The sequence below is a fragment of the Enterobacter sp. PP-008-ECC_S150 genome (assembly GCF_045257065.1).
Taxonomy (GTDB): domain Bacteria; phylum Pseudomonadota; class Gammaproteobacteria; order Enterobacterales; family Enterobacteriaceae; genus Enterobacter; species Enterobacter chengduensis.
In genome coordinates this window covers 274,757-288,260 of record NZ_JBJHHG010000003.1, presented here as the reverse complement: position 1 = coordinate 288,260, position 13,504 = coordinate 274,757, and the positions used below count along the sequence as shown (strand labels likewise).

Below are 13,504 nucleotides of genomic sequence, written 5' to 3'. Positions count from 1 at the left end.
GGCAGGCGACTTCGGAGAAGTGCGAGAAATATCGTGACACAAGGGGCCGTGAGTGGGCTATAATTTCGAGCTAATTTCGAATGATTTTGAAATACTGCCTGTAACGCTATGAATTACAAGGCAAAATAAGCAATGAATATAAGGATTAAAGCTATGGGTTTTCTTTCCGGTAAGCGCATTCTGGTGACTGGCGTTGCCAGCAAACTGTCCATCGCATACGGCATCGCGCAGGCAATGCATCGCGAAGGCGCTGAGCTGGCGTTCACCTACCAGAACGACAAGCTGAAAGGCCGTGTTGAAGAGTTTGCCGCGCAGCTGGGTTCCAGCATTGTTCTGGAATGCGACGTTGCACAAGACGAAAGCATCGACGGCATGTTTGCTGAACTGGCAAAAGCATGGCCGAAATTCGACGGTTTTGTTCACTCCATCGGCTTCGCGCCCGGCGACCAGCTGGACGGCGACTACGTGAACGCGGTAACCCGTGATGGCTTCAAAATCGCTCACGACATCAGCTCCTACAGCTTCGTTGCGATGGCGAAATCCTGCCGCGCGATGCTGAACCCGGGTGCAGCCCTGCTGACCCTGTCTTACCTGGGCGCTGAACGTGCTATCCCTAACTACAACGTGATGGGTCTGGCTAAAGCGTCTCTGGAAGCGAACGTCCGCTACATGGCAAACGCAATGGGTCCTGAAGGCGTGCGCGTTAACGCCATCTCTGCCGGTCCTATCCGCACCCTGGCGGCTTCCGGTATTAAAGATTTCCGTAAAATGCTGGCACACTGCGAAGCGGTTACCCCGATTCGTCGTACCGTTACCATTGAAGATGTAGGTAACTCTGCAGCATTCCTGTGCTCTGACCTTTCCGCAGGCATCTCCGGCGAAGTGGTTCACGTTGACGGCGGCTTCAACATCGCTGCAATGAACGAGCTGGAAATTAAATAAGCTGTGACTCTCTTCCCGCCAGGGAAGAGAGTATTTCCCCCCGCGTCACCCCTTCGTTATTCCGTTCTGCTATTTGTTATCACCTAACAATATTTTTCCCTTTATCTGCCTTACGCCAGGATATTGATCGCCATTTTGAGATCAAGGAACGCACATGGAACAACGCCGTTTTTCCGGCAAAGGCCACTGGTATCACGAGACCCAGTCAAACCACGCGCAGAAGGATGTTCTGCCTCTGGTGCCCGAAGCCGCTAACGTCGACGATCGTTTTTTGCTCGATTTAGCCCTACCTGATGAGATTGTCGCCGCCTGTTCTGGCTGGCTTACCCCTGCCAGAGCCTTATGCCACCAGCTGTTTCCGCTCTCGATTCCCGTGAACCGCCTGCACACGCTCAGCGCCTACGATCGGCTTAGTACCGCGCTAACGGTCGCACAGGCCTGCGGCGTTCAGCGGCTCTGTAACCATTACGCCGCTCTCCTCGCCCCGCTTCCCGGCCCGGACTCCTCGCGTGAAAGTAACCGACGTCTGGCGCAAATCACCCAGTATGCCCGCCAGCTCGCCAGCTCTCCTGACGTCATTGATGATAAAGCGCAGAACCAGCTTGATGAGGTTGGGCTGTCAACGTATGACATCGTGGTGATTAACCAGATTATCGGCTTTATCGGTTTTCAGGCGCGCGTCGTCGCGATTTTTCAGGCGCTGCTGGGACACCCTGTTCGCTGGTTGCCAGGCCATCATATTCCGCCGCATACCCTTCCCGCACGTCACGCCGCGTGGGTGCCGCTCTTGCCCGTCGTCGAATTGCGCTATGCAAGTGCGCATCAGCTTGAGTCGCTGTCACGCTGGCAGGCAGAACCCGCGCTGGAGGCGCTAACGCCGGTCCTTTGCCATGAGCCGTCGCTGCTCGACCTGACCGGAGAAATCCTGCTAAACAGCCGCGCAGAGATCCCGCAAACCTCCCCCGCACTTTCGGCGGCGCTCGAACTGCTGACGCGCTCTCCGGACCGTTTCAGCGCCGCCCAGTTTACCCCTTTAACCGATCAAGGGCTCAGTGCCGAACACGCGATTGCCCTGCTGACCCAAAGTGCGTTTGACGGCTGGCTTAATCGTCTGAAAGTCGCGTTTGGTAAAGAGGAATAACCATACTAATTACCCAAAGACCGCTTGCTGAGACAGTGAGAATCGCGTAAAACTGTCAGCCGCTCAATGGCTACGAAAATAGAACATTATGTTTCAGGACAACCCGCTGCTAGCGCAGCTTAAACAGCAACTGCATTCCCAGACGCCGCGTGCAGAAGGGGTCGTAAAAGCCACGGAAAAGGGCTTTGGCTTCCTTGAAGTTGACGCGCAGAAAAGCTACTTCATTCCGCCACCGCAGATGAAGAAAGTGATGCATGGCGATCGCGTCATGGCGGTCATTCATACCGAGAAGGACCGGGAGTCCGCCGAACCGGAAGAACTGATCGAACCGTTCCTGACCCGTTTTGTGGGTAAGGTGCAGAGAAAAGACGATCGTCTTTCTATCGTGCCGGACCATCCCCTGCTGAAAGATGCTATTCCCTGCCGCGCCGCCCGTGGCGTTGAGCATGATTTTAAGGAAGGTGACTGGGCCGTAGCAGAAATGCGCCGTCATCCTCTGAAAGGCGACCGCGGTTTTTATGCTGAGTTGACCCAGTTCATCACCTTTGGCGCCGACCATTTCGTGCCATGGTGGGTCACGCTGGCACGCCACAATCTTGAAAAAGAAGCGCCGAACGGCGTGGCGACGGAGATGCAGGACGAAGGTCTGACGCGTCGCGATCTCACCGCGCTGGAGTTTGTCACCATCGACAGCGCCAGCACGGAAGATATGGATGACGCGCTGTACGCTGAAGAGAGCGCCGACGGCAAGCTGCACCTGACCGTTGCGATTGCCGATCCCACCGCCTGGATTGCCGAAGGCAGCAAGCTGGATGACGCGGCGAAAATCCGTGCCTTCACCAACTACCTGCCGGGCTTCAACATTCCGATGCTGCCGCGTGAACTGTCAGACGATCTCTGCTCGCTGCGTCCAAATGAAGTGCGCCCGGTCCTTGCCTGCCGCATGACCATTGCTGCCGATGGCACGATTGAAGACGATATTGAGTTCTTTGCCGCCACCATCGAGTCGAAAGCCAAGCTGGCCTACGATAACGTCTCCGACTGGCTGGAAAATACCGGCAGCTGGAAGCCTGAATCCAACGCCATTGCCGCGCAGATCCGTCTGCTGCATCGCATCTGCCTGAACCGCAGCGAGTGGCGTAAAACCCATGCGCTGGTGTTCAAAGATCGCCCGGATTATCGCTTTGTTCTGGGCGAGAAAGGCGAAGTGCTGGACATTGTGGCCGAACCGAGACGCATCGCGAACCGCATCGTTGAAGAGGCGATGATTGCCGCCAACATTTGTGCCGCACGCGTGCTGCGCGACAAGCTGGGCTTTGGTATTTACAACGTCCATACCGGGTTCGATCCGGCGAATACCGAAGCGCTGGCGGCCCTGCTGAAAAATCACGATGTGCACGTTGATCCGGAAGAAGTGCTGACCCTGCCGGGCTTCTGCAAGCTTCGCCGCGAACTGGACGCACAGCCGTCAGGTTTCCTCGACAGCCGCATTCGTCGCTTCCAGTCCTTCGCCGAAATCAGCACCGAACCTGGTCCGCACTTTGGCCTTGGCCTCGACGCCTACGCCACCTGGACCTCGCCAATCCGCAAGTATGGCGACATGGTTAACCACCGTCTGCTGAAAGCGATTATCAAAGGCGAAACGATTGCACGTCCTCAGGACGACACCACGCTGCAGATGGCCGATCGTCGCCGTCTGAACCGCATGGCGGAGCGTGACGTTGGAGACTGGCTGTACGCGAGCTTCCTGCAGGATAAAGCCGGAACCGACACCCGCTTCGCGGCGGAAATCATTGATATCAGCCGCGGCGGGATGCGCGTCCGCCTGGTCGATAACGGAGCTGTCGCGTTCATTCCTGCTCCATTCCTGCATGCGGTGCGTGACGAAATGGTCTGTAGTCAGGAAAACGGTACCGTGCAAATTAAAGGTGAAACAGTTTACAAAGTCACTGACGTGATTGACGTGACTATCGCCGAAGTTCGCATGGAAACCCGCAGTATTATCGCGCGCCCTGTCGCCTGATAACCGGTTCAATTGTCGGCCGTTTCCCCTCCGGAAAGGCCGACAATTTTTCTTTTTTATCCCCGCCACAAAATCATTATTTTTCCTTACTATTTTCAGTCTCGCTTCGCCCAAAACCGCCATAATTATCTACAGTAAAAGAGTGTTGTTATATTCGGTTACGTGAATTCCTATACGCTCGGTATCCTTTTTAACCTGACTCGTTTTATTATAAGAAAGCAGGGAAAAACAACAGGTTCACTTCGGTTTTACCGCCGTTTCTCAACGGAAAAGTCGACTGCAAATGAATAATTTGTGCGCTAATGAACAGCTGCGGGAGAAAACATGATGGACGATCTGGAGCAGAATTTGCTGTTTCGCTACATGGGCACTCACAGCCCGTGGTGGCGCTTGTCAGCTGACAGCAACGCTCTGCACCTTTCCACCAGCGAAAATGCCGATGCCACTCAGGTCGTGGCGCTGGACGATGAACAGGCCGATCTCATCCGTCAGTTAACCGTGATTACGTCCAGTATTTCCATGTCGCTCTCCCTGTACGGAGAAGATGTCCCGGTTCATCTTGTTGGCCGGAAAATTACCCGTAACGAGTGGGCCGGAACCGCTTCCGCCTGGAACGATACGCCCTCCGTGGCGCGCGATCTGGCACAGGGGCTCTCATTTGCGGAGCAGGTTGTCTCTGAGGCCAACTCCGTCATTGTTATTCTCGATCAGCACGGCAATATTCAGCGTTTTAACCGGCTTAGCGAAGAGTACACCGGCCTGAAAGAGCATGAAGTGATTGGCCAGAACGTGTTTAAGCTGTTTATGAGCCGTAGCGAAGCGGCAGCGTCAAAGCGCAATATTACCGGTTTCTTTCGCAACGGCAGCTCCTACGAAGTCGAACGCTGGGTCAAAACGCGTAAAGGACAGCGGCTGTTTCTGTTCAGAAACAAATTCGTGCACAGCGGCAGCGGTAAAAATGAAATTTTCCTTATCTGTTCCGGGACCGATATCACCGAGGAGCGCCGCGCTCAGGAGCGGCTGCGCGTGCTGGCCAACACCGATACCATCACCGGCTTGCCAAACCGCAATGCCATTCACGACCTGATTTCTGACGCCATCGACAACCGCGGCGACACGCAGGTGGGCGTGGTGTATCTCGATCTGGATAATTTTAAAAAGGTCAACGACGCTTACGGGCACATGTTTGGCGATCAGCTGTTACAGGCGGTCGCCCTCGCCATCCTGAGCTGTCTGGATAAGGAACAGGTGCTGGCGCGGCTTGGGGGTGATGAGTTTATCGTCCTGGCCACCAATACCTCTCAGGGCTCTCTGGAGGCGATGGCATCGCGCATTTTGACCCGTCTTCGCCAGCCGTTTCGAATCGGCCTGATTGAAATTTATACCGGCTGCTCCCTGGGTATCGCCCTCGCCCCGCAGCATGGCAACGACCGGGAAAGCGTTATTCGTAACGCGGATACCGCGATGTATACCGCCAAAGAGAACGGTCGGGGCAAGTTCTGCGTCTTCTCACCCGAGATGAACCAGCGCGTGTTCGAGTATCTCTGGCTGGATACCAACCTGCGTAAGGCCCTGGATAACGATCAGCTTCTGATCCACTATCAGCCAAAAATCACCTGGCGCGGGGAAGTCAGAAGCCTTGAAGCGCTGGTCCGCTGGCAATCCCCCGAGCGCGGCCTGATCCCGCCGCTGGAATTTATCTCTTATGCCGAGGAGTCGGGGCTGATTGTGCCCCTGGGCCGCTGGGTGATGCTCGACGTGGTTCGCCAGGTGGCAAAATGGCGCGATAAGGGCATAAACCTGCGCGTGGCCGTCAACGTCTCTGCCCGCCAGCTGGCCGATCAGACCATCTTCAGCGACTTAAAGCAGGCGCTGAAGGATCTGAATTTTGAATACTGCCCCGTCGACGTGGAATTAACGGAAAGCTGTCTTATCGAGAACGAAGAGCTGGCGCTGTCCGTGATCCAGCAGTTCAGCAAGCTCGGGGCACAGATTCATCTGGATGATTTTGGCACCGGCTACTCTTCCCTTTCGCAGCTGGCCCGCTTCCCTATCGACGCCATTAAGCTCGATCAATCCTTCGTCAAAGATATTCATAAGCAGTCCATTTCGCAGTCGCTGGTGCGCGCTATCGTCGCGGTAGCGCAGGCGTTAAATCTGCAGGTCATTGCCGAAGGCGTGGAAAGTGCAAAAGAAGACGCCTTTCTGACCAAGAACGGCGTCAACGAACGGCAGGGTTTTCTGTTTGCTAAGCCGATGCCCGCTGCCGCATTCGAGCGATGGCTAAAACGTTATCAAGCGCGAAATCAACGTTAACTGGCTTTACGCAGGCCCGCCGCGTGATGGCGATTTTGCAGCGTGACCAGACGCTCCATGTAGGCGATATCTTTCGGCTCCAGGCAGAAAGCAGCATCAACCCAGTCTTCCGTGATGTCCATCAGTTCACTGCGCGGCAGCTGCAGAACCCGCGTCCGGGCGCGCAGCATGGCTCTTATGCCGTTCAGCTTTGGCCGCAGCGTATCGATGAAGGTTCGGGTGGAGACATAGCTTTGTCCGGGCTCAAACAGCAGATCCACCAGTCCGTGCTGTGCATACCATTCCGCCGTGTGGGATTCCCCTTTATAGATGAGCTCCTCCGCCAGCTTCATGCCTGAACGGCGTGCTACAAGGGAATATCCCCCCATGCCCGGAAACAGGTTGAAGGCAATCTCCGGGAAGCCCAGACGGGCATCGCGCTGCGCCAGGACAAAATGATGCGCAAGCGCCGCCTCAAACCCGCCCCCTAACGCACTGCCTTCGACCATTGCCAGAGAGATGGCGCCCGTATCAAACCCCCGTGATGCCGCATGGACGCAGTCAACGCAGGCGCGAGCGTAAGCCCGCAATGCTTCCCGACGACCGTTCTGTATGCACTCGACGAAGAACTGTAAATCACCGCCCGCATTGTACATCTCGGGAACCAGCGATCCGGTTACCCAAAAATCAACCGCAAAACCTGACTGGCGAACCAGCCAGGAAAAGTTCATGATCTCCTCAATTAACGCATGGTTAAAGCAAGGACGCGGCTGCGCCCGCAGCATCATCCAGACGGTGTGACGCTCCGCCTCGTAATACCCTGACAGCTGCGTGAACCGTTCAGTATCGGTAAAGAGTGTGCAGGTAGGCTGATTGATAACTGTCATAGTCTAATTCCTCTTATAAAGAAGCGCCTTGCGCGCAGTTTTAGACTAATCCACCCATTAAGCCTGCTGTATGAGGGGGAATAAATTTATCACTTACGTTTATGTAATTTAGTTATTGCGTTTTTTCCCTTCTCTTTTGATCCTAATTTCTGCATCATTGAAAATATTAACTTTTCGCGCCTGGGGTGAGATGATGTCGACTATTGACGCACAAGCTGTAGCACAACGAATTGATACCGTCCTGGATATCCTGGTAGCGGGCGATTATCACTCTGCTATCCGTAATCTTGAGATCCTGAAGTCTGAACTTCTTGCGCAGAATGGTGCTGATAATGCACCCGAAAACCGACAGCCAAAAGCGCCGTGGGAAGTTTAACCCACCGCCTCCGACCTCGTTTCGCTTTATTAAATGGATGCTATGAATTCCCGACAACAACTCATTTTGCAGATGGTCATCGATCAGGGACGCGTAAGCGTCGTCGATCTCGCTAAAACCACCGGCGTGTCTGAAGTCACAATCCGTCAGGATCTTAATCTGCTGGAAAAACAGAGCTACCTGCGGCGCGCCCACGGGTATGCGGTTCCGCTGGACAGTGATGACGTTGAGACGCGCATGATGAACAACTACGCGCTCAAACGTGAACTGGCGGAATTTGCCGCTTCCCTGGTGAACAACGGCGAGACCGTCTTTATTGAAAACGGCAGCAGTAACGCCCTTCTGGCACGCACGCTAGCCGATCAAAAAGACGTAACCATTATCACCGTCAGCAGCTATATCGCGCATTTGCTCAAAGAGACGCGCTGCGAGGTGATTCTGCTCGGCGGCATCTATCAGAAGAAAAGTGAAAGCATGGTCGGCCCGCTGACCCGTCAGTATGTCCAGCAGGTGCATTTCAGCAAGGCTTTTATCGGAATTGACGGCTGGCAGCCGGAAACAGGTTTCACCGGCCGGGATATGATGCGCTCTGACGTCGTGAATGCCGTCCTGGAGAAAGAGTGTGAAGCCATCGTGCTCACCGACAGCTCTAAATTTGGCGCCGTTCACCCGTATACGATGGGCCCCGCTTCACGGTTTAGCCGCGTCATTACCGATGACCGTTTGAGCGAAGCGCACCGCAATAAGCTCGAAGACAGCGGTTTGATCGTCAATATTATTCAAACCAGCGCCTGATTTACCTCCGCGCCCAAATGTTGGGCGCATATATCCTTTCTCTGAGATGATTCTTAACCCTGCTTTAAGAGTTTTTACCTGTTTAACCCGCCTTAAAGTCGTAAAATTAATGTTAGCGATATAACAGGAAGTGACTATCACCTGCGTGATTACGTAACGCCTGCGCGACCAGCTTTCACGGAAAACAGAATTAAGTATTCGGCTCGTCTATACTTAAGGTGTCCACCTTTCCGTGAATCGATAATTCAGGAGAAAGTATTATGACCTTAACCAGCAAAAAATTAGCCGCCGCTGTTCTGGCAATCACTGTAGCAATGTCCCTGAGCGCATGCTCTAACTGGTCTAAACGTGACCGTAACACCGCTATTGGTGCGGGTGCCGGTGCTTTGGGTGGTGCAGTATTAACGGATGGTAGTACGCTGGGTACATTAGGCGGCGCTGCTGTCGGTGGTATTATCGGTCACCAGGTTGGCAAATAATTATTATCTGAGCCTTCCCCGATATTGCGATATTTGAACGCATTTATGGTCTGAAATACGCACGTATATAACACGAGCCACGGCATTTGCCGTGGCTCATTTATTTTAACCGCCTGCCAGTTTAACCTTCATCCCTTTGGCTTCCAGCAGGGATTTTATTAAATCGCGCTTATCTCCCTGGATTTCAATAATGCCGTCCTTCACGGCACCGCCGCAACCACATTTCTTTTTCAGTTCGGCCGCCAGCTTCGTCAGTTCCACATCGTCCAGGTCAATGCCGGAGATCAGACAAACCCCTTTGCCCTTTCGTCCACTGGTCTGGCGCTGGATGCGAACAATGCCGTCTCCCTTCGGGCGCTCCACTTTCGTTTTCGGTTCGTCGATTCGTCCGCTCTCGGTTGAGTAGACCAGACGGCTGTTGGAATCGGTCATTACGCCCCCTTTTTCAGCGATGCGTTGATAGCCTTTAACGTCTCTGCCGGGTTGGCAGACTGCGTCACCGGACGCCCGATAACCATATAGTCAACGCCAGCGGCCAGCGCCTGCTCAGGCGTCATAATACGGCGCTGATCGCCCACGTCGCTGCCCGCAGGACGGATCCCCGGCGTGACCAGTTTAAAATCCTGGCCCAGCGCTGATTTGAAACGTACCGCTTCCTGTGCGGAGCAAACAACGCCATCCAGGCCGCACTGTTTCGTCAGACGCGCGAGACGTTCTGCATGTTCGGCGGGTGACAACGTCACGCCCAGGTCGCGCAGATCGTTTTCGTCCATGCTGGTCAGCACGGTGACGGCGATCAACAGCGGGGCATCCTTACCGAACGGCAGGAGCGCCTCACGGGCGGCCGTCATCATTCTTGCCCCACCCGATGCGTGAACGTTGACCATCCATACGCCAAGCTCTGCGGCTGCGGCAACGGCGTGCGCCGTAGTATTCGGGATATCATGGAATTTCAGGTCGAGAAAAACGTCAAAGCCGCGCTGCTGCAGATCGCGAACGATTTGCGGTCCAAACAGCGTGAACATCTCTTTGCCAACTTTCAGACGGCAGTCGCGAGGGTCGATGCCGTCGACAAACGCCAGTGCAGCGTCACGCTTATTGTAATCAAGCGCTACAACAACAGGAGAATCCGTAATTATGCGGGAAGTGGAGGATGTAACAGACGTCATGACCAGCCCTTTTCGTCTATGGGCGCGCAGCGGCGCGGAACAGATAAACGGCCAGCATTCTACCTGCCGACGCCGCAAATTGACAGGATCCATTTATCCGCCTGCCAGGCCGACTAACCGCACTGGGGTCAAAAAGCGTTAAAAGCCATCAGTATGTTGTAACTAAAATGAGGGGTTTTAAAAAATCACTGCCCGTCCAGGCCACGAATTGGCTTGATAGTGGACCAGGCGCGGCAGGAAGGACAGTGCCAGTAGAGCGTATACGCCGTAAAACCACACTTCTGGCAACGGTAGCGAGGCTTGCTGCGCACCTGCTCGCCTACCATGTCGCGCAGCACCATCAGGCTCTCTTTCGCGCGCCCTTCTTCCGCATCGTTCAGGTGATAATCCATCAGCTTATGGAAGACCCGCATGGTCGGATGACGCTGCAGCTGACGCGTAATATACACCTGCGCGGTGTCGCTTCCCTCGTACTGCTCAACAACGTCGGAGAGCATCAGTTCGGCAGTGGCGCCGGTATTCTCTTCCACGCAGCGACGCAGGAAGGCGACCCACTCCTCCTGCTTGTCCAGCTGCTGATAGCAGGTTTGCAGCATCTCCAGCGTTTCACTGACCAGCTCTTTGTCCTGGTCAATAACGCGCAGCAGGCTTTCAACGGCTTTGGCGTAATCGCCACTCGCCATAAAGACGCGTCCCATCATGATGGAGATACGCGCGCTGTTGCGGTCCGCGGCGGCACCTTTCTTCAGCAGCGCCATGGCTTTATCCATGTCGTCGTTGCCCATCTGCTGAAGCGCAAGCTCGCAGTAGAAATGGGCTATCTCTACGCGCTGCTTATCTTTACCCAGCTTCACCAGACGCTCAGCCGTATCAATGGCTTTCTGCCAGTCGCTGGTGGCCTGATAAATCTGCAGGAGCTGCTGCAGCGCGCCGATGCGGAAATCGGTCTCATCCACCAGCTGCGAGAACATATCTTCAGCGCGATCGTAAAGCCCCGCAGCCATGTAATCACGACCCAGCTGCTGCACCGCAAGCAGACGTTGATCGTAGGTTAGCGAGGCGCTTTCCATCAGGGTCTGGTGAATACGGATGGCGCGATCGACCTCGCCGCGCGAGCGGAACAGGTTACCCAGGGTGAGATGCGCTTCAACCGTCCCCGTATCCTCTTTCAGCATATCGAGGAACAGGTCTACCGCTTTGTCCTGCTGATTGCTCAGAAGGAAGTTCACCCCCGCAACATAGTCGCGGGAGAGCCGGTTGGCCTCATCCTGTTTTGTTTGTTGCGCACTTCTGCGGCCCATATACCAGCCATAGGCTGCGGCTACAGGCAAAAGCAGAAACAACAACTCCAGCATAGTCGTTTATTCCTTCACGACCGGCACGCCAGAGCTTTCCGGAATGTCAGACGCAGGGGCAATGTTATTTTCGAGTCGCTTAATTTTACGTTCAGCGCGCGCAAGAGAAACACGGACTTTCAGCCAGAACAGACCGCAAACCAGCCACCCAATGGCAAAGCCGGCAGCAAATAAGACCGCCAGCAGGCTTGATACGCGATACTCACCCTGAGCCAGCAGATAGTTAAACGTCACCTGCTGATCGTTTTGTGCACCCAGCGTGACTGAAATGACAAAAATCGCCAATACCAGTAAGAAAATGAGTAAATATTTCACATGACTTCCCGTTATGTGGTTCAAGCGAATAAAGTGTGTTCAACTCACCGCAATCAGCCTTATAAACTACCATTTTAGCGACGGGCGCGAAACGGAAAAAGTGACGCGCCCGTCATGGATTTGTGGGCTAAATACGAAATATCAACCGTCAGGCGTCCGTTTGGTCCCTTTCAGCGATTTCTTCTTTCTCTTCCGGCGGCGGCGTTAGCGGCCCGCAGAACCGTTCAGCAAGCCAGGTCGCCAGCATGACCAGCAGCCATGAGATCAGCGTAGCGACGACAAGGTCCCGCGGCCAGTGCATTCCCAGCAGCAAGCGGCTGCCCATTACCCCCGTTGCCCAGACCAGTAAAATCGCAATAGTAATCGTCCTTCGTCTTGGCCAAAGCAGCCCAACGCCCAGCAATGCCCAGCTGGCCGCAAACATGGTGTGACCGGAAGGAAATGCGAATCCCGTCTCTTTCTGCCAGTGTTTACGCAAGAATTTCGGGATATCCTGCTGTTCCGCAAGCTGTTCTTTCACCAGCACTGCGCGATCTTGTCGTTTTAAAGTGTAGAACTCATCCACTGGAACATGATGCGTTTTTTCCAGCCAGACGACAAAAGGACGCGGCTCCTGAACGCGATCTTTCACCCAGGACTTCACGCCCTGACCGATAAGGATAGCGCCGCCGAGGATCGCAAAGAGCATCAGCGCCGCGCGCAGACGAAAGCGCAGGCACCACAGAAACCAGGCGCAGAGGATTACATGGGTAATAATTCCCCACGGCTGAGTGACCGTTTCCGTTATCCAGTATAACGTTTTCAGCCACAGGGCATTCTGCCCGGGCTGCCACATCCAGCCTGAAAGCCATACGGCCAGAGGCATAATCAGTAAAATGGCCGCGCCTGCTGCCGTACGTCTGGCGATTGAAAGCATGTCTTCTCCTTTTTTGCTAAGCGTCACAATCATAACTGAAATTCCGCCGCCGGGTGGAGATGTCGGATCGTGCGTTTAACGTTCATATAGCATGGTAGCCATTAGGCGAACCTGCCGAGCTTGTGGCAAAATGAATTGATACAGAAAGCAAAAACAGGGCAAAGGCACGAAACGTGTCAGCCTGGTCTGGAGAATCACATGCAGCTTAAACGTGTGGCAGAAGCCAAACTGCCAACCCCATGGGGCGATTTCCTGATGGTGGGTTTTGAAGAACTGGCAACCGGACAGGATCATGTCGCGCTGGTGTATGGCGACATTTCAGGGCAGACGCCGGTGCTGTCCCGCGTCCATTCAGAGTGTCTTACCGGCGATGCGCTGTTCAGCCTGCGCTGTGACTGTGGTTTCCAGCTGGAAGCCGCCCTGTCTCATATCGCAGAAGAAGGTCGCGGCGTGCTGCTTTATCACCGTCAGGAAGGCCGTAACATTGGTCTGCTGAATAAAATCCGCGCCTACGCGCTTCAGGATCAGGGCTATGATACGGTAGAAGCAAACCATCAGCTCGGCTTTGCCGCTGACGAGCGTGACTTCACCTTATGCGCCGATATGTTCAAGCTGCTGGGCGTGGACGAAGTTCGCCTGCTGACCAATAACCCGAAAAAGGTGGAGATCCTGACCGAAGCGGGGATCAACATCGTCGAGCGCGTACCGCTGATTGTCGGCCGTAACCCGAAAAACGCCCACTACCTTGATACCAAAGCCGCCAAAATGGGCCATCTGCTGAAAGAGTGATGCTAAAAAGCCCGGCACGCGT

At 54.6% G+C, this 13,504-nt stretch carries 14 protein-coding genes; 8 read left to right on the top strand and 6 right to left on the bottom strand.

What is annotated here, in order from left to right; genetic code table 11:
* Positions 1 to 153 precede the first annotated feature (153 nt).
* From fabI to pdeR, 4 genes are all read left to right on the top strand, one after another.
* Positions 154 to 942 carry an enoyl-ACP reductase FabI gene (fabI, locus tag ACJBF3_RS05740; RefSeq protein WP_003856831.1) on the top strand — a complete coding sequence of 263 codons (789 nt, stop codon included), beginning with the start codon at positions 154 to 156 and terminating at the stop codon, positions 940 to 942.
* A gap of 154 nt (positions 943 to 1,096) precedes the next feature.
* Positions 1,097 to 2,083, top strand: a complete 987-nt coding sequence (locus tag ACJBF3_RS05735; RefSeq protein WP_045329350.1) for an oxidoreductase — start codon at positions 1,097 to 1,099, stop codon at positions 2,081 to 2,083.
* 88 nt (positions 2,084 to 2,171) lie between these two features.
* Positions 2,172 to 4,106 carry an exoribonuclease II gene (locus tag ACJBF3_RS05730; RefSeq protein ID WP_045329351.1) on the top strand — a complete coding sequence of 645 codons (1,935 nt, stop codon included), beginning with the start codon at positions 2,172 to 2,174 and terminating at the stop codon, positions 4,104 to 4,106.
* Between the two features lie 324 nt (positions 4,107 to 4,430).
* Positions 4,431 to 6,422 (top strand): cyclic di-GMP phosphodiesterase, encoded by a 1,992-nt coding sequence (pdeR, locus tag ACJBF3_RS05725; protein ID WP_045329352.1) that lies wholly within the window; start codon positions 4,431 to 4,433, stop codon positions 6,420 to 6,422.
* Here pdeR and ACJBF3_RS05720 read toward each other — a convergent pair.
* Positions 6,419 to 7,288: a crotonase/enoyl-CoA hydratase family protein gene (locus ACJBF3_RS05720; protein WP_045329353.1), complete on the bottom strand. Its 870-nt coding sequence runs from the start codon at positions 7,286 to 7,288 to the stop codon at positions 6,419 to 6,421. The two genes, pdeR and ACJBF3_RS05720, sit on opposite strands and share 4 nt — an antisense overlap.
* A gap of 193 nt (positions 7,289 to 7,481) precedes the next feature.
* Between ACJBF3_RS05720 and ACJBF3_RS05715 the strand changes: the two genes are divergently transcribed.
* From ACJBF3_RS05715 to osmB, 3 genes are all read left to right on the top strand, one after another.
* Positions 7,482 to 7,664: a hypothetical protein gene (locus tag ACJBF3_RS05715; RefSeq protein WP_024907126.1), complete on the top strand. Its 183-nt coding sequence runs from the start codon at positions 7,482 to 7,484 to the stop codon at positions 7,662 to 7,664.
* Between the two features lie 42 nt (positions 7,665 to 7,706).
* Positions 7,707 to 8,459 (top strand): DNA-binding transcriptional regulator YciT, encoded by a 753-nt coding sequence (locus ACJBF3_RS05710; RefSeq protein ID WP_045329355.1) that lies wholly within the window; start codon positions 7,707 to 7,709, stop codon positions 8,457 to 8,459.
* Between the two features lie 260 nt (positions 8,460 to 8,719).
* A complete protein-coding gene (osmB, locus tag ACJBF3_RS05705; RefSeq protein WP_008501216.1) occupies positions 8,720 to 8,938 on the top strand; it encodes an osmotically-inducible lipoprotein OsmB in 219 nt (72 codons plus the stop codon).
* 105 nt (positions 8,939 to 9,043) lie between these two features.
* Here the strand turns inward: osmB and yciH are convergent, their stop codons facing one another.
* The 5 genes from yciH to pgpB form a co-directional block, all read right to left on the bottom strand.
* The gene (gene yciH / locus ACJBF3_RS05700; RefSeq protein WP_045329356.1) at positions 9,044 to 9,370 is read right to left on the bottom strand and encodes a stress response translation initiation inhibitor YciH; all 327 of its coding nucleotides are present in this window, start codon (positions 9,368 to 9,370) and stop codon (positions 9,044 to 9,046) included.
* Positions 9,370 to 10,107, bottom strand: coding sequence for an orotidine-5'-phosphate decarboxylase (pyrF, locus tag ACJBF3_RS05695; protein ID WP_045329455.1), 738 nt, complete (start codon positions 10,105 to 10,107; stop codon positions 9,370 to 9,372). Before pyrF ends, yciH begins: the two co-directional genes overlap by 1 nt.
* A 185-nt stretch (positions 10,108 to 10,292) precedes the next feature.
* Positions 10,293 to 11,462, bottom strand: coding sequence for a lipopolysaccharide assembly protein LapB (gene lapB / locus ACJBF3_RS05690; protein ID WP_045329357.1), 1,170 nt, complete (start codon positions 11,460 to 11,462; stop codon positions 10,293 to 10,295).
* A gap of 6 nt (positions 11,463 to 11,468) precedes the next feature.
* Entirely contained in the window at positions 11,469 to 11,777 is a 309-nt protein-coding gene (locus ACJBF3_RS05685) for a LapA family protein (RefSeq protein WP_023312067.1), read from the bottom strand.
* A gap of 148 nt (positions 11,778 to 11,925) precedes the next feature.
* Positions 11,926 to 12,693, bottom strand: a complete 768-nt coding sequence (gene pgpB, locus ACJBF3_RS05680) for a phosphatidylglycerophosphatase B (protein WP_045329456.1) — start codon at positions 12,691 to 12,693, stop codon at positions 11,926 to 11,928.
* Positions 12,694 to 12,891: 198 nt separating this feature from the next.
* Between pgpB and ribA the strand changes: the two genes are divergently transcribed.
* The gene (gene ribA, locus ACJBF3_RS05675) at positions 12,892 to 13,482 is read left to right on the top strand and encodes a GTP cyclohydrolase II (RefSeq protein WP_008501210.1); all 591 of its coding nucleotides are present in this window, start codon (positions 12,892 to 12,894) and stop codon (positions 13,480 to 13,482) included.
* Positions 13,483 to 13,504: the final 22 nt, after the last annotated feature.

Bases quoted from the DNA above. Each gene is read 5' to 3' on its own strand.
- ribA (WP_008501210.1), top strand. From the start codon at position 12,892: ATGCAGCTTAAACGTGTGGCAGAAGCCAAACTGCCAACCCCATGGGGC.
- lapB (WP_045329357.1), bottom strand. From the start codon at position 11,462: ATGCTGGAGTTGTTGTTTCTGCTTTTGCCTGTAGCCGCAGCCTATGGC.
- osmB (WP_008501216.1), top strand. From the start codon at position 8,720: ATGACCTTAACCAGCAAAAAATTAGCCGCCGCTGTTCTGGCAATCACT.
- ACJBF3_RS05735 (WP_045329350.1), top strand. From the start codon at position 1,097: ATGGAACAACGCCGTTTTTCCGGCAAAGGCCACTGGTATCACGAGACC.
- ACJBF3_RS05715 (WP_024907126.1), top strand. From the start codon at position 7,482: ATGTCGACTATTGACGCACAAGCTGTAGCACAACGAATTGATACCGTC.
- pyrF (WP_045329455.1), bottom strand. From the start codon at position 10,107: ATGACGTCTGTTACATCCTCCACTTCCCGCATAATTACGGATTCTCCT.
- ACJBF3_RS05710 (WP_045329355.1), top strand. From the start codon at position 7,707: ATGAATTCCCGACAACAACTCATTTTGCAGATGGTCATCGATCAGGGA.
- yciH (WP_045329356.1), bottom strand. From the start codon at position 9,370: ATGACCGATTCCAACAGCCGTCTGGTCTACTCAACCGAGAGCGGACGA.
- pgpB (WP_045329456.1), bottom strand. From the start codon at position 12,693: ATGCTTTCAATCGCCAGACGTACGGCAGCAGGCGCGGCCATTTTACTG.
- fabI (WP_003856831.1), top strand. From the start codon at position 154: ATGGGTTTTCTTTCCGGTAAGCGCATTCTGGTGACTGGCGTTGCCAGC.
- ACJBF3_RS05720 (WP_045329353.1), bottom strand. From the start codon at position 7,288: ATGACAGTTATCAATCAGCCTACCTGCACACTCTTTACCGATACTGAA.
- ACJBF3_RS05730 (WP_045329351.1), top strand. From the start codon at position 2,172: ATGTTTCAGGACAACCCGCTGCTAGCGCAGCTTAAACAGCAACTGCAT.
- pdeR (WP_045329352.1), top strand. From the start codon at position 4,431: ATGATGGACGATCTGGAGCAGAATTTGCTGTTTCGCTACATGGGCACT.